Consider the following 18052-nt stretch of genomic DNA (forward strand, 5'->3'; position numbering starts at 1 on the left):
TCGCACATGGGCGCTGTCAAAGAACCCCTGTCGGATCGGTGGGAACGTCCGCCCGTCACACCGGGCAAGACGCTGCACCGCCCTGTCGACCTGCGCTGGCGTGCTGACCTGGACGATCTGGCGCTGCGCGGCCTGTTGGCACTGGCTGCCGCGGTCTCTGTGCCTCTGGTCTGGTGGTTGCTGGGGCCCGATGACTGGAGTACACGACACGCGGATTTCAGGTGCTGGTGGATGGGTTTGCCCACGCTGAGCATGCTGGGAAGCACCAGCACGCAGCGCTGGACAGGCGGACGACTGCCCGTGGGGCTGGCATGGGTGCATTCGGCATGGCACAGCACCTGGTCATGCATGGCGCTTTACGCACTGGGCGCGGCGCTGCACTTGCAAGGGCCCGGTCCATGGCTGCTGCTGTCGCTCTGGCTGCTGCCACCCACACTGGCCATGACGGGTTTCAGAGCTTGGAGCGCTTGGCGCAAACGCTGGGCCCCACGCATGAATGTGGTGCTTGCAGGCACCGCCCAAGGCTTGCAAGGACTGAGGGTGCAAGCGCAACAGCACCGGGGACTCAACGTGATCGGCGAAGCATTGTTGTCACAGAGGTCCCCGCTGTCAGCAGCCCACCCTGCCGCGGAACCTGCAGCCACCTGTGATGGCGTGCTCATATCGCCCGAAGGCATGTCGGGCACCGACTGGCAACGCCATGCCCAGATGTGGCGCCAACTCACGCCCAACGTGTACGTGTGCACCGACGCCTTCTGGGCGACTCACACCCTGGCGCAACCCAGCCGCCGAGGGCCAGAAGGCACCTGGTCACTGGGCCCGGAGTCACTCCCGCTGTCGGGAAGACTGGGCAAGCGGCTCTTCGACATCGTGTTCTCCGGACTGGCACTGACCGCCTTCTTGCCAGCAGGCCTGGTGATCGCCCTGGCGATCCAGCTCGAATCACCCGGGCCAGTCTTCTTTGTCCAGCCGCGCTGCGGGCGCCATGGACGCATCTTCCCCCTGGTCAAGTTCCGCAGCATGCGCCACGACCCGAGCCCCCAGGAGATCCGCCTGACCGAACGAGGTGATGCCCGGGTCACACGCGTGGGTGACTTCCTTCGCCGAACCAGCCTGGATGAGTTCCCGCAATTTGTGAATGTGCTGCTGGGCCACATGTCGGTGGTGGGCCCACGCCCACATCCGCCTGGCGTGAAGGCCGGGCAACGCACCTATGAAGAAGTCATCCCACACTTCATGGCGCGCTACCAAGTGCGTCCTGGCCTGACCGGCTGGGCGCAGGTGCATGGACTTCGCGGCAACACCTTCACCGAGCAGGACATCGTCGAGCGTTTCGAAAAAGACATCGAATACATCCAACGCTGGTCGTGGCCACTGGATCTGCTGATCATCCTGCGCACGGTGCTGGGTGGCTTCGGAGGGCGCAATGCATTCTGACTCGAACACCAAGGGCCAGGCACACGTCAGCCTCATCGTGCCCACCTGGAATGCCGAACGTCACATTCCTGATCTGCTCAGGGCGTTGTCCAGCAGTCGCAGACCGCCTGATCAGGTGCTGTGGATTGATTCTTCCTCGGTCGACCAGACCGTCCCCCTTCTGAAGCGTCATGGTCAGAGGGTGCTGGTGATAAGGCAGGAAGAATTCGGGCACGGCTGCACACGCAACCTGGCGCTTGAACACTGCATGCCCACCGACATCGTGATCTACCTGACCCAGGATGCGGTTCCTCAGGGCACCGACTGGCTCTCACAACTGATCGCTCCCTTCGACGATGCCGCGGTGGCAGTGAGCTACGGACGGCAGACACCCAGACCGGACGCCCATTTGCTGGAACGCCACGCCAGACATTTCAACTACCCATCGCAAGGCCAGCGCAGCCAATGGAGTGACCTCGACCGACTCGGCATCAAGGGGGTGTTCTGCTCCAACTCGTTCGCGGCGTACCGAGTGAGTGCCTTGCGCAGCATCGGCGGCTTTCCCGAGCAACTGCCCCTGGGAGAGGACATGGCCGCAGCGATTCGCCTGCTGGCGCAAGGCTGGGTTCGCGTCTACCAGGCAGAGGCCCAGGCCGTGCACAGCCACAATCACCCGCTGCCTGTAGAGTTTCGACGCTATTTCGACATTGGGGCGCTGCTCGCGATGGACCCGGCGCTGCAACGCGCTCACCTCGCCGCGTCGGGTGAAGGCCTTCGGTACGTGCTCACTGAATGGCGGGCTGCCTGGCAAGCACGATCTGCCAGCACGCTGTGTCAGATTCCACTGCGCGCCATCGCCAAACTCGGCGGGTTTCACCTGGGACGAAGGTTCCGCCATCTGCCGCCGTCTTGGTTGCCCTGGTTGGGCTTGCACCGCCAGTTCTGGAGACAGGCATGCAAGTGACGGTGGTGGGCACTCACAGCATGATCGCGCAAGCGCTCAGCACCTTGCCGGCCACAGCCGGGTGGCGTTGGCTGACACATGCGCAAGCCGCTGATCCAGTCGAGACTTTCGACAACACCGATGTGGTGCTGAACTGTGCATTCGCGCCAGCCCTGCGCACGGGCGCCTTGGACCCCGCCGATGACATCGACATGAAGCTGGCGCTTCGCTTGATGCCACACCCTCGCGCTCACCTGATCACCCTGAGCACCCGCATGGTCTATGGCCTGTCCGTGGATGGCACCCCGTGGCGAGAGTCGATGCCTTGCAACCCTCACACCCCTTATGGGCGCAACAAGCTCCAAATCGAAGCACAACTCCACTCCCTGCTGGGCCCACGCCTGACCGTGCTTCGACTGAGCAATGTGTTCGGCCTGGAGCTGGCCAACGGTCGCCGCAGTTTCATGGCCCAGGCCCAACAGGCGCTGCTGTCACGCGGCTGCATCTCGCTTGACGTCAGTCCCTTCGTGGCGCGTGACTTCATTCCGCTCGATCACCTGGCCGCATCACTGCTGAAGGTCATCCACGGGGTCCAGCCAGGCTGCTACAACCTGGGGGCCGGGGTGGCAGTGCCCGTCGGCCGTGTCATGCAGCGGCTCACCATGGGCCTGGGTCGTGGTCAGATGCTGGTCACCGACTGGCGCGAACACGACCCCTTCGCGCTGGACATCGGCCGAGCTGTCCAGACCTTCAGCATCAGGCCACTGTCAGCCGACGAAGTACTGGCTGCTTGCGACACCTTGGGCGCCACATTGCGCGAACGATCGGAGGCCATGTCATGCAGCACCTGACCATCTCCATCGTCAATTACAAGACGCCAGCGTTGGTGATCCGCGCAATCGATTCGATCAAACGCCACCCGCCGCAACGCGCCACGGTGTCGGTACAGGTGGTTGACAACGGATCAGCAGATGGCAGCCTGACACTGATCGGCCAGGCACACCCCGACGTGACGCTCATCGATGCCGGCGGCAATCTGGGCTTTGCGGCTGGCAACAACCTGGTCTTGCGCTCGCTGTCCGCAGGGCATGCCCTGCTGTTGAACAGCGACGCCGAAGTCGAAGCCGGCACACTGGATGCTTTGCTGGCTGCATTGGATGACGACACCCTAGCAGGTGCCGTCAGTGCCCGGGTGGTCAATGCCGATGATGGCGCCGATCAAGACTACCCCAGCCACTTTCCAAGCCTGGGTCAGATGCTCAAACGCGCACTGCTTGGGCCCGACTTTCCTGCCAGTGGCGAGACTTGCCCGGTGCCCATGGAAAGGCTGCATGGCGCCTGCATGCTGATCCGTGATCGGGCCCTGATGGCCGTGGGCTGCCTGGACGAAGGCTTCTTCATGTACGACGAAGATGTGGACTGGTGCCTGAGGGCGCGTCATGCAGGCTGGCGCCTCCTGCTGGTGCCAAAGGCCCGCGTGCTTCACCGAGGCGGTGCATCGTCGGGCAGATCGCCACATGGTGCTCGCGCCAGGCTGGAGGCGTCGCCCACGGCACTGCGCATGCGCTTTGAACTGCGTCGCAGCCGCTACCTGCTGTATCGCAAGCACCGCACGGCTGTCGAGATCCTGGCCTTGAAGCTGCTGACGGATCTGACCTTGCTGGCGCACAGTTTGCGTGTGCTGACCACCGCAGCGACCGATCCCTCGGGCCGAGGAGCGGCCATGGCCATGGTGCGGACCGATCTGCGGATCATGGGACTGAACCCTTTTGATCTGAATGCTGGTGCGCGGAGAACGCCATCATGAGCCCTGTACTGGCCGTCTCCACAGGCTTGCTGATGGCCATGCTGATCGTGTGGTGGCCCTGGGCTGGCGTGGCGGCGCCCGTGGTGCTTTGCGCACTGCTGCTGGTGTGCCGGCACCCCTTGTGGATGTTGCCGGTGTGGTTCATCTCCCTGGGCATCCCCGTGCAGAAGAGCCTGGCCGGCCTGCCGTTGACCCTGAGCGACGCTCTGCTGGTGGGGTGGTGGATGCTGCTCCCCTTCCTGAAATGGCCTGGCAGCGAACGCGCTCAACCCAGCAGATGGCGACTGCCCGACATCACCCGCGCCATGCTTCCATTTCTGGTGGCTGCCGCGTTGTCCCAGTGGGGATCGATCAATCCGTCAGCAAGCTTCAAACAACTGTTGCGCCTTGTTGAATGGTTTGTGCTGTTGCCATGGGTGCTGACCAGCTTGCGCTGGGACCTTCAAACCCGTCGCTTTGCTGCGCTGGTGCTGATGGTGGCGCCTTGCGCCTTCGCGCTGGACGGCGTGGTCGAGTACATCACCCACGGTCGGTCAGTCAGCGGCATGCTGGGCATCGGAGTGCCTGTCCCGGAGGGAACACAGACCATCCGGCACACCTTCGATGTCTCGGGGCGTGCTGGGAGCACCTTCGGCGGCGCACAGGGCTTGGCCATGTTCCTGGCCATGTCGGGCAGTGTGGCTTGGGCCCATTGCCTGCGCCCCACCGCGTCATGGCATCGCCCTCTGGCGCTGCTGAGCCTGCTGGTGAGTGCGGCTGGGTTGGCCGTTTCGCAATCACGGGGGGGCATGCTAGGAGCGGCGGTCATGCTGACTGTGATCGCGCTGTCTTGCCATGCCGGTCTGCGACGTGGCAGCCGTTGGGGCCTGCTGCTGGTCGCACTGGCTGCGTGGCTGGGGCTTTCGCTTTGGCCGCAATGGGACGGCAGCGTAGAGGGCCTCGTGCCCGGTCGTCCGGAGGCGGTACTTGATCGCCTCATCATCTGGGGCAAAGCCCTCCAGGTGGCCAGCGAATCGCCGTGGTTCGGGGTGGGGCTGAGCAACTTCCGTGACGCCTTCTATGGCCAGGAACCATGGCTGCATGTGCCGCTGGGCTACGCATCGACCCATGCGCACAACACGTACCTCGAGATCCTGGCCGATACGGGTGGCGTCGGTCTGGCGTGCTACCTGCTTTTTCTGTTCTGGATGGGTCGTGGCCTGTGGCTGCGCTGGCAGGCACGGGGTGACACCTTCACCCTCGCCGCCCTGGGCGCCCTGGGCGCCTACCTGGTGTTCGCTACGGTCGACATGCTGCTGCTGCAGAACATGCACATGCTGCTGGTGACCCTGCTGACCTTGGGTCTCAACCAGGAGGATGGGCGGCGCCTGGGCATGGGACGTGAGTCCAAGCACCACAGGGTGCCCGGCAGCGTGTACACAACAGGAGGACGATGGGCATGAAGGTGATGATGCTGGTCGAAAGCCTGACCCTGGGAGGGCTCCCCAACCATGTGCTGACTGTCAGCCGCGCCTTGCAGGATGCGGGCGATGACATGGTCCTGGTTCACGCGACACCTGTGGTGCCCGACCATCTTGAAACCCATGGCCTGACGCTGGTGGACCTCAGCGGCCCATTGGCCAGCGGCCACGCTGACGTGCTCGTGGACGCCATGCAGGCCCTGCAGCCTGATGTGCTGCATGTGCACCTGTGCAGTCATCCCGCCTGGTTGGAAGCGATCACCCGCATGCCGCAACCCAAGGTCAGGTCGTTCCACGACTACACCTCCATGTGCCTGCGCATGGGACGTCGCCGCTACCCTGGAGACCGCTGCCACCGACCACTGGGCGCCAGTTGTCTGATGTTCGGTTGCTGGCTGGGTGCGCCCGAGCAAGGTGAACTGTTGCCACGCCTGATCCCGGTACGACAGAAGCTGGCGGAGGCCCGCCAGTACCGCGACTTTGATGCGGCCGTGGTGGGCAGTCAGCACATGCTGCGCATGCTGAAGGTCAATGGCTACCAGGACACGCAATGTCATCTCATCCCGTACTTCAATCGATTTGATGCCACTGCTCGGGTCGATGACGCAGCCCTGCCACACCGCCCCGGTCGCCCGGGCAGCGACCGCCCTGTGGAGATGCTGTTCACGGGGCAGGCGATTGCCGGCAAGGGCCTGCTCGTGCTGTTGGACGCCTTGAGAGACCTGCCTGGCACCTGGCGATTCACGGCCGTGACGGCGGGGCCCCAGCTCAATCTGGCAAGGGACAAAGCTGCCCAGCTGACGATGACCGATCGTGTTCGTTTCCTGGACTGGCTGCCGCAAAGCCAGCTGGCCGAGCTCTACAGCCAATCAGACCTGCTGGTGGTGCCCTCCGTATGGGACGACCCGGGGCCCCTTGTCGGCCTGGAAGCCATGTCGCACGGAACACCCGTGGTGGCCTTTCCTGTTGGCGGGTTGACCGACTATGTGCGCAATGGTCAGACCGGCTGGCTGGCTGAACAGGTCAGTGTCACAGCACTGCAGGGAGCGCTCATGCGGGCCATGGCCGACCTGACAGAGCCCGAGAGGTGGCGCCATCGCGCCCGTCAGCATGTGGCAAAGCACCACAGCAAACATGTGCACATCGACAGCCTGCGCCGACTCCATCAACAGCTTCTGGAGGTGACCCCATGAAGGCGTTGTCCACCACACTGCCTTGGCTGGTCTTGAGCCAACGCCTGCAGGCTGCATCCTCTGTCCACCGAGACGAATTGCTGTCTGTGCAAAGACTTCGTGGCCTGGCGGTCCTCATGGTGCTGATCGTCCACATCGAAGACATCGCGATGAAGATGCCCGGCTGGGGGAACGTGCACGGAACGTACGCTCGGGCGTTCGGCTATTCAGCGCCAGACCTCTTCTTCGTGATCAGCGGCTTCATCATGAGCCACATCACCTTCAGTCAGCCGTTCGAGCCTCGTCGCTGGCTGCTCAGCCGCTTCATCCGCATCTACCCGCTTTTCTTTCTGTTTTGCCTTCTGGCCACCGTTCTGTGGCTGATCAATCCGGCAATGACCATGGGCAGCGGCAACCACACCTGGTCATCGGTGCTGTTGTCATGGCTGGCCTGGCCCCAGGCGGGCCTGCCATTGCTGTTCATTGGCTGGACGCTCGAGCACGAAATCGTTTTCTACGCCACCGTGTTCTTCACCGCCAGCGTACTGGGCCGCGAGCGTCTGCTGCCCGTCATGCTCACCCTCAGCGCACTGGCCGCTGTGCGTTGGTGGTGGACCCATCAAGGCGGCGCGCCCTGGTGGGACTGGCACCTCACTTCGCTGTTCATCTGGCAATTCACTCTGGGTGTCCTCGTGCATCACACCCTCGATCGGCTGGCCCGCTGGCCTGCGTGGGCATGGTGCGTGCTGGCCGTGCTGTGCGGCGCTTCGGCTGTGCTGTGGGCGCATCCAGGCGCCATCAATGAAGAACATCCGGTGAGGGTGATCACCTTCGGCCTGACTTATGCGTGCGTGCTCATTGCATGGCTGGTCCATGAACGCAAACAGCGCCTGCAGGGCACTTTTCGAGCTCAACGGGATGCCTGGGTCTGGGCTGGCGATGCATCCTATTCGCTGTACCTGACCCACCCCTTCGTTCTGGCCACTGTCGGCAAGGCCTTGGCATTGATGCACCTCGCGCCTTGGGCCCAGTGGCTGTGTGTGCTGGTGGTCACGGGACTGGTGCTGTCAACCGGCATGCTGGTCCATCTTCTGCTTGAGCGTCCGATCATCGACTTCGGCCGTCGCTTGACCCGCAGGCCCATCCAACGCGCACAGACACCATGAGTGCATTGCCACACCCCCGGCTGCAGCCCCGGATCGAACCTCCCGTCCCGGCGACGGCTGCAGGTGAACTCGATGGCCCTCTGCAAGGGCTGGCTGCACAGCTCCTGCGTCAGTGCACGGCGTCGTCATCGCCCCACCTCATGCTGGTGGGGGTCGATGCAGGCGCTGGCTGCAGCACCGTGGCAGCTCATGCCACCCGGCAGCTGGCCCCAGGGCATGGCGGTGCCACCTGGGTCCGCGTGGATGACACTGCAACTGCAGACTTTGATCCGCAAGTGCCGCCGCACGCAGACACCCAAGGCGTTCGCCGCACCCGCATGCGGATTGCAGATTGCATGGCCCTTTTCCGGAGTCCGCAGGGGGGCATGCCCCCCCGCTGGTTGCAGGCAGAACCGCTGGTTCTTTGGGATCTGCCTCCCATCAGCCGATCCCCCGCTGCGTTGTTGATGGCGCCGCACAGCCAGGGCGTGATCCTTGTGGCCCGGGCCGGCCACACACGCAAAGCAGTGCTCCGCCACACAGCCCGACAGTTCGAACAGGCTGGCACCCAAGTCCTGGGTGTCGTGCTGAATCGAACGCACAACTGGATTCCCGAATGGCTTTACCGATTGATCTGATGCGACAGCAACACCGAAACACTCGACGGCTGCCCCTGGTGCGGTGGTGTACAGCCTTGGCTGCCCTGTGGATGTCTGGGTGCACGACCGTGTATGTGGCCGAACTGCCTGGCGCTGAAGGTCTGCCGCTGGGAGACACGCCAGGCGCCTTGCTGCCCGCCTATCGCCTGCAACCTGGCGACGATCTGGACGTGAAGTTCGCCTACACCAGCGAGCTCAATGAAAGCCAGAAGATCCGACCCGACGGGTTCATCACCCTGCAATTGATCGATGACGTGAAGGCCGCGGGCCTGACCCCGCTGGAACTCGACGCAGATCTGACACAACGGCTTTCTGCCAAGGTGAAAAATCCCACACTTTCGGTCATTGTTCGTTCATTCGCCGGCCACCGAGCGTACGTCGGCGGCGAAGTTGGCACCCCGCAGGTGGTGCCACTGGATGGCGGGATCACCGCTCTGCAGGCCATCCAGCGCGCGGGCGGCCAGCGTGCTGCTGCCCAGATGGAATCGGTGATCCTGATCCGCAAGGGCCCTGAAGGGCAACCCATGCCCTACCGACTGAACCTGACCGAAGACGCACTCGCTGAAGGCAAGCCAGACACACGGGTGGCACTGATGCCGTCGGATGTGATCTACCTGCCCCGCACGCGGGTGGCCAACGCCAACCGGTTCGTGCAGCAATACATCACTGACTTGCTGTTGCTGCGCGGTGTGAACTTCGGCTTCAACGTCAACCAGGAACACCTGAAGGACTGAGCATGCGTGTGAGCAGGGTGCTGTGCTGGCTGGTGCTGGGGTTGAGCCTGTGGCAGGCCCAGGCTGCCGCATCAGCAGGTCGCATGCCTGCCTTGGGCATCAATGTGCTCTGGGGGCCGGGAGACGACGCCACACTGCAGCAACGATTTCAGAAGGTACGGCGACTCGGTCTGCAGGAAGTTCGGATCGACTGGGAATGGCGCATCGTCGAGAAGCAAAAGGGCAAGTACGACTGGCGCGCCCTGGATCGTCTGGTCAACACAGCACACAAGGAAGGGGTGCGGCTGCTGCCCATCGTGCACTACGCGCCTGCCTGGGCGCTGCCCGATCTGCACAAGGCCGACGACGTCTATGAATTGGCCCCCTCACCCGATCACCTGGGCGACTATGCCCGTTTCCTGAAGGCCTCCATTGAACGGTATGGGCCTCAGGGCAATGCACCCATCACGTGGACACCGATCACACACTGGCAGGTGTGGAACGAGCCCAACGTCAAGATGTTTTGGGGGCCCAAGCCGGACGCGAGGGCATTCACGGCCTTGTACAAGGTTGTCCACGAACACCTTCGCCCCGTGCGGGCGCGCATCCAGCTGGTGCACGCCGGCCTGGCCAAACCCGACATCGAGTTCATGTGGCAGTTGTGGGAGGCGAACCCTGCACATGGCGAGACCTTCGACGTGATGGCTGTACACAGCTACCTGTTTCACTGGTGGGACGGCATTCGAGAAGCGGAGGCCATGGACAAGGACGATCGAAAAGCCAGCGCCATGGGCTTTGTCGGCAGCATCGATGACCCGGGCTTCCTGGGCAAGGTGTTCAACATCCAGCTGTTCATGACATTGCGAAAATCGGGGGGCAAACCGATCTGGATCACCGAGATGGGCTACTTCGTGAGCAACAAGCGCCTGGGCGTTGACGAGGCTGGGCAAGCCCGCCGTCTTCAGCAGGATCTGAGCTTTGTGACGCAGCGCCTGACCGATCGCCCTTACGGCACAGGTGCACGCAGCATCCCCACCGGCGTGCAACGCGTGTACTGGTTCGCCCTGGAAGACTACCCTTCACCCGATGGCATGGGCAGCTTCGGTGTCTACCGACCCGACGGCAGCCTGCGTCCTGCTGGGGATGCCCTTCGACGACTGACACAGCGCCCGCCCTCAGACAGGAGTCCCCCATGACAGCCCGTGACCTGCTGCAGGTGGTGTTTCGCCGCCGAGCCGCCATCCTGACCTTCATGGCAGCGGTGGTGGTCGGCGTGTACGCCAGCCTGCGCCTGATCTCACCCACCTACGAGGCACAAGCCTCGCTGCTGGTCAAGCTTGGACAGGAAGACATCTACATGCCAGCCCTGCCGTCCAGCCAGTTCAGAACACCTGTGATGTCCGTGATTCGGGAAGAGCAGCTGCGTTCAGAAGCCAGCATCCTGACCGACCCCGCGCTGGCTCGTCAGGTGATCCGCACCCTCGGCCCTTCCGCGGTCTTTCCTGGCATTGACGTGGTACACCCCTGGTACACCCCCAAGGGCGTCCTGCAGCGCCTGACCTGGATGTACAACGCCCTTGAAGATCATTTTTTTCCTCTGTCCAGCCAACGCAGCCTGGAAGACAAGGCCGTGAGCGCCTTCCAAAGAGCCGTCAAGGCAGAAGCACTGAAAAGCTCGAACACCCTGGAAGTGAGCATGCGCAACAAGTCACCTGACGCTGCTGCCCTGACCGTCAACACCCTGGTCAACCTGTACCTGCAAGAGCGTGTGCGCATCCACCAACGAGAGCAAAGCGACTTTTTTGCCCGCCAACTGGCGCAACTCGATCGCCAGCTCAAGGGCACCGAAGAGGCCGTGGAAAGCTACCGCAGCACGCACCACGTGTCTGATCTCGACCAGCAACGCTCTGCACAGATTGCCGCGCTCAATGACGCGGGCAAGCGTCTGGATGACACGCTGGTGGCCATGGCTCAGCAGGAGAGTCGTGCCGCAGTGCTCAAGCAGCAGCTCCAGCAGATGCCGGCCACCATGCAGCTGGCCGGTGGAGAAAGCGCCAACAACCTCGCGCTGAGTGAACTGAACAAGCAACTGGCCGACGTCGCCCGTCGAGAAGCCGACATCCGCCAACGATTTTCGGACCTCGACCCCAGGCTGGAAGGCTTGGCTGAAGAACGCAAGGCCCTGATGCAACTGCTGCAGGACCAGCAGGCACAACGGGTGCGGAGCAGTGAGACCGGACTGAACCCAGCCCATGCCCGCATCCGCGATGACCTGCTGCAGACTGAGGCGCAACTGGCGGGCTTGCGTCGCAGTGCTGCGAGCCTGAAGGCACTGCAGCAAGAAATCGAAGGGCGTCTGGAGCGATTCAACCGGCAAGATGCGCAAGACAAACAACTGACGCAGCAACTGGACGTGCTTCGGTCCTCCCGACAGCTTTACCTGGAGAAGCAGGAAGAAGCCCGGCTGGCTCAAGCGCAGGCCGCAGCACGGCTGGGCAATGTGTCGATCATCAGTGCTGCCGCTCGGCCCACTCAACCGGTGAGCCCCAAGTTGTGGATGGTGCTGGTGGGTGCGCTGGCGGGAGCGCTGCTTGGCGGTCTGGGGCTGGCCTTCCTGCTCGACCATGTCGACGACAGGATCCACCAGGCGCACGACATCGTCGGTACGCTGGGACTGCCACTGTTGGCCAAAGTGCCCGAACTGGCAGCCTGACCGATGAACACCAGCCGTCGATGGGCCAGGCCGCAGCCAGTGCTGTGGGTGGTGGCGGGGCAGGCCTGTCTGAGCCTGGCCGGCTTCCTGTTGCTGGTGGCCCTGGGCCGCTGGGGATCGCCCGAAGCCCTGGGTTTGTTCTCCTTGGGATGGTCGGTGTGTTTCCTGAGCCTTTCCATCGCAGACACCCTGGTCTACACACCCGGTGCGTGGCTCCAGACACAACACCACCATGCGAACGACACTGACCATTCACTGGCAGCTCGCACCCTGGCTGTTCTGTTGGTTGGCCTGCTGCCCATCAGCGCCCTGATCGGTGTGCTGCAGCTGGTGCTGCCAGAGACACTGGGCCGCCTCGATGGCAGCTTGGCCTGCGCAGTTACCGCCCTGTGCCTTCGAGATTTCGCCCGCCGGCACTGGATCCAGACCCGGCGGCCCCAATTGAGTTTCGCTGCAGAAGGCAGCAGCGCGCTCATCTTGCTCACAGGTCTGCTGTCGCTGCACATGACCCTGGGGTTGAGCGCAACTGGGGCGATGTGGATGCTCGCACTCAGCGGCATCGGCCCGTTGCTGCCTGCTGTGCGAGCCCGTCATCTGGTCGCACTGTGCAGAGCCTTCGCTCACCTGGGCAACACGGCACGCGCATGCTGGGCCTATGGGCGGTGGCTGCTGATGGGCGGGCTCTTTCATGTGGGCACGCAGCAGGCCTTGCCATGGCTGGCAGCCCATGTCGGTGGCACCACCATGGCGGGGTGGTGGGCGGCTGGCATGTCGGTGTCGAATGCGATGTCGCCACTGCTGACAGCACTGACCAATCACCATCGCCCGCGGTTCATGGTGGCTCAAAGCACTGCGGGCAGGCAAGGTCTGCAACAAGCCGTCCGAGACAGTTTGTCAGGCTATCTGATTGCCCCCTGGGGGATGTGCCTCGCGGCCTGGGTGGCTTCACCGATCATGGTGCAGGGCATCTACGGACCATCGTTCGACCCCACCGCACATGCACTGCCATGGCTGTGCGCGGTGGTGGGCTTGACTGCAGCGGCAGCCCCCGCACAGCTGGCCTTGCTGGCCCGAGGCCAGTCGCACAGCAACCCGGTGTTTCACGGCGTGACCCTGATGGGACTTGGCGTGGGCGGGTTGCTGTGGGTCAGCACGACCGCGCCCACGGTCGAGGGTCTCGCCCAAGCCTATCTGGGTGCCAGCCTACTGGGCACCACCGTCTTGTGGCAGATGTATGGCCGGAGCTGGGCCCTGATCAAAACAGCTGCAGGCTGATCCAGTAGGCGACACCGGCGACAAACGCCGACGCCGGGATGGTGAGCACCCACGCCCACACGATGTTGCCGGCCACCCCCCAGCGCACGGCGCTGGCCCGCTGCACCGAGCCCACCCCCACGATGGCACCGGTGATGGTGTGCGTGGTCGAGACCGGCACACCGATGGCCGTGGCCAGGAACAGCGTCATGGCGCCGCCGGTCTCGGCGCAGAAGCCGCCCACAGGCTTGAGCTTGGTGATCTTCTGCCCCATGGTCTTGACGATGCGCCAACCACCGAACATGGTGCCAATGCCAATGGCGGCATAGCAGGACACGATCACCCAGGTGGGCGGTGCCTTGTCGGCACTGGCGGCATAGCCGGTCGAGATCAGCAGCATCCAGATGATGCCGATGGTCTTCTGCGCGTCATTGCCGCCATGGCCCAGGCTGTAAGCCCCGGCCGAAACCAGCTGCAAGCGACGGAACCAGCGATCGACCTTGGAAGGTGGCGTGCGACGGCACACCCAGGCCACGAGCACCATCATGAGCGAGCCCAGTGTGAAACCCAGCGCGGGCGACACGAAGATGAAGGTGACGGTGCGCAAGATGCCCGTGCCGATCAGGGCACTGGCGCCAGCCTTGGCCAGCACCGCGCCCACGATGCCGCCGATCAGGGCATGCGACGAGCTGCTGGGGATGCCGTAGTACCAGGTGATCACGTTCCAGGTGATGGCGCCCGTGAGGGCCCCGAACACCACGTGCACATCGACCACCCCGGGTTGGGCAATGCCCTTGCCCACGGTGGCGGCCACACTGAGGTGGAAGACGAAAATGGCGACGAAATTGAAGAACGCCGCGAACAGCACGGCCTGCGTCGGGCGCAACACGCCCGTCGAGACCACCGTGGCGATCGAATTGGCCGCGTCGTGAAAGCCGTTCATGAAATCGAACAGCAGCGCCAGCACGACCAGCGCGGCGATGACCCACAGGGCCACCTGCATGGTTTCCATCAGAGCCTCCCGGGATCAGGAGTTTTCGAGGATCACACCCTCGATCAGCTTGGCCACGTCCTCGCACTTGTCGGTGACGGTTTCCAGCAGTTCGTAGATGGCCTTGAGCTTGATGACTTCGCGCACATCGGGCTCGTCACGGAACAGCTTGCTCATGGCCGCGCGCATGACACGGTCGGCATCGCTTTCCAGCTGGTCGATTTCTTCGCAGGTCTTGAGCGCGGCCTGGGCCACCTTCTGGTCACCAATGTCGTGCAGCAGGCCCACGGCATCTTTCAGGCGCTCGACGCTGCGCACGCACAGATCGGTCAGGCGCTCGATCTCTTCGGTCATGCGGCGCACGTCGTACAGCGCCATGGTTTCGGCCGAGTCCTGCAGCAGGTCGGCCACGTCGTCCATGGTGTTGATCAGCGAGTGGATCTGCTCACGGTCCAGCGGGGTGATGAAGGTCAGGTGCAGCAGCCGGTTGACCTCGCGGGTGACCGAGTCGGCCGCGTTCTCGGCGTTGTCCACCTGCTTGTTGTACTTCTCGCGCAGGGCGGGGTCGTTGTAGTTCTTGACCAGCGCCGCAAAGGCGTGCGCGGCTTCGACCACGTGTTGAGCGTGCTGGTTGAACAGCTCAAAAAAATTGCCCTCACGGGGCAGCAGCTTGCCAAAGATCATGGTGGACTGGGGTGTGTCACTGGCGTGACATTGACTTGTGTTATGTCGCCATTCTACCGAGGGCGCCCCGAAGGGCTGCCCCACCCCGCGGCCCACCTCACACGGTCAGGCTGCGCTCCTTGGCCCAGCGCGCCATGCTGGGCTTGAGGCCCTTCTTGATGGCCGCGTAAGTGGCGCGGTCACGGGTGGCCAGGTCTTGTGCCAGGTTGATGGCTGCAGGCAGCACGGCTTCACCCGGCAACGCCTGGCTGACCACCTCGCGCCGGGCGCACTCTTCGCCGCCCCAGGCGTTGCCGGTCAGGGCCAGCTCGAAGCCCGCCCCCTGGCTGGGCAGCAGGCGCACGATGTCAAGCAGGGCCGGCGTGAACGCCATCTTCACCTTCACTTCCGAATAGCAGAAGCGGCCCTTGTCGGCACGCATCAGGCGGAAGTCGCACACCGTGGCCAGCAAAGCGCCGCCCGCATAGGCATTGCCGTTGATGGCCGCGATCACGGGCACGTTCAGCAGGCTCAGGCGCACCAGCATGTCTTCCATGCGCTGAACGAAGCCCATGAGGTCACCACTCTGCATCAGCCAGGGCAGGTCGATGCCATTGCTGAAGCACTTGGGGTCGTCGCTGGTGATCACCAGGGCGGCCTCGCCTTTGTGTGCCTGGATCTGGTCCATCACGGCGTGGTACTCGGCCAGCACCGCGTCGTTCAGCGTGTTGCCGTTGGCGCCATTGCGCAAGGTGAGAACGAAAACGGAGCCTTGTTGCTCCAGGGTCATGGTGCTCATGCAGCAGTCCTTGAGGGTGGTTCAGCGCCGTGGCCGGCGAACCCCGCAGTATGGCAAAAAGCCATGCCGACAGGCACTGCGATTCAGCCCTGGCCGTTGGCCAGATCAGGGCAGTGGCGGAACCTGGGCACGTCCTGCCCATTGATGTGCACGGTCTCGCAGAACATGGCCGCAGGCCGCACCCACAGGCCCTGCTGGCCGTACAGCGCGCGGTAGAGCACCAGCGGTTCGAGGGTCTCGCTGTGGCGCACCACGCCCAGAACCTCGTAGGGCAGTTGCTTGTAGTGCTCGTAGCGGCCCAATGGCACATGCGGCAGTGGGGGCAGGTCGTCGTCTGAAGCCATGTTGGGGTGTTGGCCCGTGTGGGCTGATTGCAAAAGTGTGTGCCGAAGCCCGCATTCGCGGACAAACCGGCCCGCAGCGCAGAACCGGGCCCCAAGGGTAACCGCAAGCCCCGGGGCAACCCGGATGCCCACCCCGCCAACACGGGGTAGAACCTGAGCAGCGCCCAGGCCCACACGGCTGCAGCGCCCCCTGAAGTCTTCCTTCCACCACCCCCACGGAGACCGCATGGCCCCGCACGCCACAGCCCCACATCACGCCTTCTGGCCCGCCCGCTTGCCTCGCACCCTCACGGTGCCCGAGACCCCGCTGTGGCACAACCTGACCACCAGTGCCGCGCGCTACCCGCACAAGGCGGCTTACCTGTTTGCAGGCGCCAGCCTGAGCTACACCGAGCTGCTGCAGCAGGCCGAAGCCCTGGCCGGCTGGCTGCAACAGGTGGCGCGGGTTGAGCCCGGCGAACGCGTGCTGCTGTTCATGCAGAACTGCCCGCAGTACGTGGTGAGCTGCTACGCCATCTTGCGCGCCCGCGCCGTGGTGGTGCCGGTGAACCCGATGAACAAGGCCGACGAATTCGGCCATTACATCAGCGATGCCGACGCCCGCGTGGCCCTGTGCACGGCGGAGCTGGCGCAGGTCGTGCACAGCGCCAACGAGGCCCAGCCAGCCCACCAGCGCCTGCAGCACCTGCTGGTGACACGCTACGCCGACGCCATGCCGCCCACCGACGCGCCCGACAGCCCCATGCCGTCGGCCATGCAGGCCTGGCTGCGCGCCGAACACCCGCTGCCCGCGGGGGCCACCGCCTGGGCCCAGGCCCTGCAGGCCGAACACACACCGGCGCCGTATGAGGGCCAGTCCGACGACCTCGCCCTGCTGCCCTACACCTCGGGCACCACCGGCTTGCCCAAGGGCTGCATGCATTCGCACCGATCGCTGATGCACAACGCCGTGGGCAGTGGCCTGTGGGGCCATGTGGGCGCCGATTCGGTCACGCTGGGCGTGGTGCCGCTGTTCCACATCACCGGCATGCTGTATGGCGTGCTGACCCCGGTGCTGTACGGCTCGACCGTGGTGCTGATGCCGCGCTGGGACCGCGAACTGGCCGCGGCCCTGATCGCACAGCATCAGGTCAGCCACTGGACCTGCATCCCCACCATGATCATGGACCTCTTTGGCAGCCCGAACTACCCGCAGTTCAATCTGAGCAGCCTGCGCTTTCTGAGTGGCGGCGGCGCGGCCATGCCCGAGGCCGTGGCCCAGCGACTGAAAGACGAGTTCGGCATCAGCTTTGCCGAAGGCTACGGCCTGACCGAAACCTCGGCACCTTCGCACGCCAACCCGCCCGAGCGCGCCAAGCTGCAATGCCTGGGCATGCCCATGTTCGGCACCGACTCGCGCGTGGTCGACCCGGTCACGCTGCAGGATGTGCCCACCGGCGAAGTGGGCGAGATCATCACCAGCGGGCCCATGGTGTTCCAGGGCTACTGGAAGCACCCCGAGGCCACTGCCGCAGCCTTCATCGAGCGGGAGGGTCGCCGCTACTTCCGCACGGGTGACCTGGGCCGCGTGGACGATGAAGGCTACTTCTTCATCACCGACCGCCTCAAGCGCATGATCAATGCCAGCGGCTTCAAGGTGTGGCCTTCCGAAGTGGAAATGCTGCTGTACCGGCACCCGGCAGTGCTGGAGGCCTGCGTGATCGCCAGCCGGGACGCCTACCGCGGCGAAACGGTGAAAGCCGTGCTGGTGTTGCGCCCCGAGGCCCGTGGCACCACACAGCCCGACGACATCATCGGCTGGGCCAAGGACCACATGGCCGCCTACAAGTACCCGCGCATCGTCGAGTTTGCCGACGGCCTGCCCAAATCGGGCGCCGGCAAGGTGCTGTGGCGGGTGTTGCAGGCCGAGGAAGACCGAAAGGCTCAGGCCGCCGAAGCCACCTGAGCCTGGTGATCTGCCCGAACCGGGCCGC

At 64.2% G+C, this 18052-nt stretch carries 16 protein-coding genes; 12 read left to right on the forward strand and 4 right to left on the reverse strand.

The window, feature by feature from the left end:
* Positions 1-6 precede the first annotated feature (6 nt).
* The 11 genes from EYS42_RS11715 (at position 7) to EYS42_RS11765 (ending at position 13303) form a co-directional block, all read left to right on the forward strand.
* A complete protein-coding gene (locus EYS42_RS11715) occupies positions 7-1437 on the forward strand; it encodes a sugar transferase (RefSeq protein WP_130968343.1) in 1431 nt (476 codons plus the stop codon).
* Positions 1427-2380 (forward strand): glycosyltransferase family 2 protein, encoded by a 954-nt coding sequence (locus EYS42_RS11720; RefSeq protein ID WP_130968344.1) that lies wholly within the window; start codon positions 1427-1429, stop codon positions 2378-2380. Before EYS42_RS11715 ends, EYS42_RS11720 begins: the two co-directional genes overlap by 11 nt.
* On the forward strand, positions 2371-3210 hold the full coding sequence (locus EYS42_RS11725) for an NAD-dependent epimerase/dehydratase family protein (protein WP_165456750.1): 840 nt from the start codon (positions 2371-2373) through the stop codon (positions 3208-3210). The genes EYS42_RS11720 and EYS42_RS11725 overlap by 10 nt, the downstream gene beginning before the upstream one ends.
* Positions 3198-4166 carry a glycosyltransferase family 2 protein gene (locus EYS42_RS11730; protein ID WP_130968346.1) on the forward strand — a complete coding sequence of 323 codons (969 nt, stop codon included), beginning with the start codon at positions 3198-3200 and terminating at the stop codon, positions 4164-4166. The genes EYS42_RS11725 and EYS42_RS11730 overlap by 13 nt, the downstream gene beginning before the upstream one ends.
* Positions 4163-5608, forward strand: a complete 1446-nt coding sequence (locus tag EYS42_RS11735; RefSeq protein WP_130968347.1) for an O-antigen ligase family protein — start codon at positions 4163-4165, stop codon at positions 5606-5608. Before EYS42_RS11730 ends, EYS42_RS11735 begins: the two co-directional genes overlap by 4 nt.
* Positions 5605-6819, forward strand: a complete 1215-nt coding sequence (locus EYS42_RS11740) for a glycosyltransferase family 4 protein (RefSeq protein ID WP_165456751.1) — start codon at positions 5605-5607, stop codon at positions 6817-6819. Before EYS42_RS11735 ends, EYS42_RS11740 begins: the two co-directional genes overlap by 4 nt.
* Entirely contained in the window at positions 6816-7964 is a 1149-nt protein-coding gene (locus tag EYS42_RS11745; protein WP_130968349.1) for an acyltransferase family protein, read from the forward strand. The genes EYS42_RS11740 and EYS42_RS11745 overlap by 4 nt, the downstream gene beginning before the upstream one ends.
* Positions 7965-8652: 688 nt before the next feature.
* A complete protein-coding gene (locus EYS42_RS11750) occupies positions 8653-9336 on the forward strand; it encodes a polysaccharide biosynthesis/export family protein (protein WP_165456752.1) in 684 nt (227 codons plus the stop codon).
* Positions 9337-9338: 2 nt separating this feature from the next.
* Entirely contained in the window at positions 9339-10511 is a 1173-nt protein-coding gene (locus tag EYS42_RS11755; protein ID WP_130968351.1) for a glycoside hydrolase 5 family protein, read from the forward strand.
* Complete coding sequence (locus EYS42_RS11760) at positions 10508-12028, forward strand: GumC family protein (protein ID WP_130968352.1); 1521 nt, start codon at positions 10508-10510, stop codon at positions 12026-12028. The genes EYS42_RS11755 and EYS42_RS11760 overlap by 4 nt, the downstream gene beginning before the upstream one ends.
* A 3-nt stretch (positions 12029-12031) precedes the next feature.
* Positions 12032-13303 carry a lipopolysaccharide biosynthesis protein gene (locus tag EYS42_RS11765; protein ID WP_130968353.1) on the forward strand — a complete coding sequence of 424 codons (1272 nt, stop codon included), beginning with the start codon at positions 12032-12034 and terminating at the stop codon, positions 13301-13303.
* Here the strand turns inward: EYS42_RS11765 and EYS42_RS11770 are convergent.
* The 4 genes from EYS42_RS11770 to EYS42_RS11785 all read right to left on the reverse strand — a co-directional run bounded on the left by EYS42_RS11770 (position 13284) and on the right by EYS42_RS11785 (position 16079).
* Positions 13284-14294, reverse strand: a complete 1011-nt coding sequence (locus EYS42_RS11770) for an inorganic phosphate transporter (RefSeq protein ID WP_130968354.1) — start codon at positions 14292-14294, stop codon at positions 13284-13286. The two genes, EYS42_RS11765 and EYS42_RS11770, sit on opposite strands and share 20 nt — an antisense overlap.
* 15 nt (positions 14295-14309) lie before the next feature.
* A complete protein-coding gene (locus tag EYS42_RS11775) occupies positions 14310-14957 on the reverse strand; it encodes a DUF47 domain-containing protein (RefSeq protein ID WP_130968355.1) in 648 nt (215 codons plus the stop codon).
* Positions 14958-15054: 97 nt separating this feature from the next.
* Entirely contained in the window at positions 15055-15735 is a 681-nt protein-coding gene (locus EYS42_RS11780) for an enoyl-CoA hydratase/isomerase family protein (RefSeq protein WP_130968356.1), read from the reverse strand.
* A gap of 83 nt (positions 15736-15818) precedes the next feature.
* A complete protein-coding gene (locus EYS42_RS11785; protein WP_130968357.1) occupies positions 15819-16079 on the reverse strand; it encodes a DUF1653 domain-containing protein in 261 nt (86 codons plus the stop codon).
* Between the two features lie 226 nt (positions 16080-16305).
* Here EYS42_RS11785 and EYS42_RS11790 point away from each other — a divergent pair, with 226 nt between their 5' ends.
* Entirely contained in the window at positions 16306-18024 is a 1719-nt protein-coding gene (locus EYS42_RS11790) for a long-chain fatty acid--CoA ligase (RefSeq protein ID WP_130968358.1), read from the forward strand.
* The last annotated feature ends 28 nt before the right edge of the window (positions 18025-18052 follow it).

It is taken from the genome of Aquabacterium lacunae, assembly GCF_004310865.1.
GTDB classification, from domain to species: Bacteria; Pseudomonadota; Gammaproteobacteria; order Burkholderiales; family Burkholderiaceae_C; genus Aquabacterium; species Aquabacterium lacunae.